This is a genomic window from Streptomyces sp. NPDC048269 (assembly GCF_040652395.1).
In the GTDB taxonomy this organism is placed as follows: Bacteria; Actinomycetota; Actinomycetes; order Streptomycetales; family Streptomycetaceae; genus Streptomyces.
In genome coordinates this window covers 1-1017 of the sequence record NZ_JBEZLW010000131.1, presented here as the reverse complement: position 1 = coordinate 1017, position 1017 = coordinate 1, and the positions used below count along the sequence as shown (strand labels likewise).

The following is a 1017-nucleotide window of genomic DNA, read 5'->3' as shown; positions in this document are numbered from 1 at the left end:
TAAGCGGCTGCGGAAGCAGAACGCCGAGCAGGCCCGGACGATCGAGGTCCTGCGAAAAGCCGCGGTCTTCTTCGCGAAGGAAAGCGATCGATGACCGAGATATACGCGTTCATCGAAGCGGAGAAGACCACCCACCCTGTTGCTTTCCTGTGCCGGCTGCTGAAGGTGAACCGTTCCTCCTTCTACGCCTGGCGCGACGGGGCGCCGGCCCGCGCCCGCCGACAGTCGGCCGACGAGGCCCTGGCGCACGAGATCACCGTGATTCACATCGCCTCCCGCGGCACTTACGGTGCCCCGCGCGTCCACGCCGAACTTCGCAGACTCGGCAAGCGGGTCAACCGCAAGCGCGTCGAGCGTGTGATGCACGAGCACGGCATCACGGGCCACACTCGGCGCAAGCGTCGAGGCCTGACCCGGCAGGCGAGGAAAGCCGTGCCCGCCGTGGACCTGCTCGGCCGCGACTTCGCTGCCTCCGCGCCGGGCACCAGGCTGGTCGGTGACATCACCTTTATCCCGACCGGCGAGGGCTGGCTCTATCTCGCCACCTGGCTCGATCTCGCCACTCGCGAGATCGTCGGATACTCGATGGCCGACCACCACCGCGCCGCCCTGGTCGTCGACGCCCTGCACATGGCCGCCGGCCGGGGCCGACTGCGACCCGGCTGCATCGCGCATTCCGACCGCGGAAGCGAATACACGTCAGGAGAACTCCGCCATGAGATAGACAGGTTGGGCCTGCGGCAGAGCATGGGAAGAACCGGATCTTGTTACGATAACGCCGCAGCCGAGAGCTTCTTCGCCGTCCTGAAAGAAGAGATCGGCACCCGCTCCTGGCCCGACCGGGCCACCGCCCGGGCGGACATCTTCACCTTCATCGAAACCTTCTACAACCGCCGCCGCCTGCGCAAACACCCCGGCTGGGGCTATCTCACCCCACTCGAGACACGGCAGCGGCACGAACAAGACCACACCCTCGCAGCGTAAGAAACGAGTGTCCACGTATGCGGGGGAACTTCA

The 1017-nt window shown here is 66.2% G+C and carries 1 pseudogene; it reads left to right on the top strand.

The features are described from left to right. Positions 1-66: 66 nt before the first annotated feature. Positions 67-984, top strand: a pseudogene (locus AB0D48_RS37450) (IS3 family transposase); the annotation flags it as partial. Positions 985-1017 lie beyond the last annotated feature (33 nt).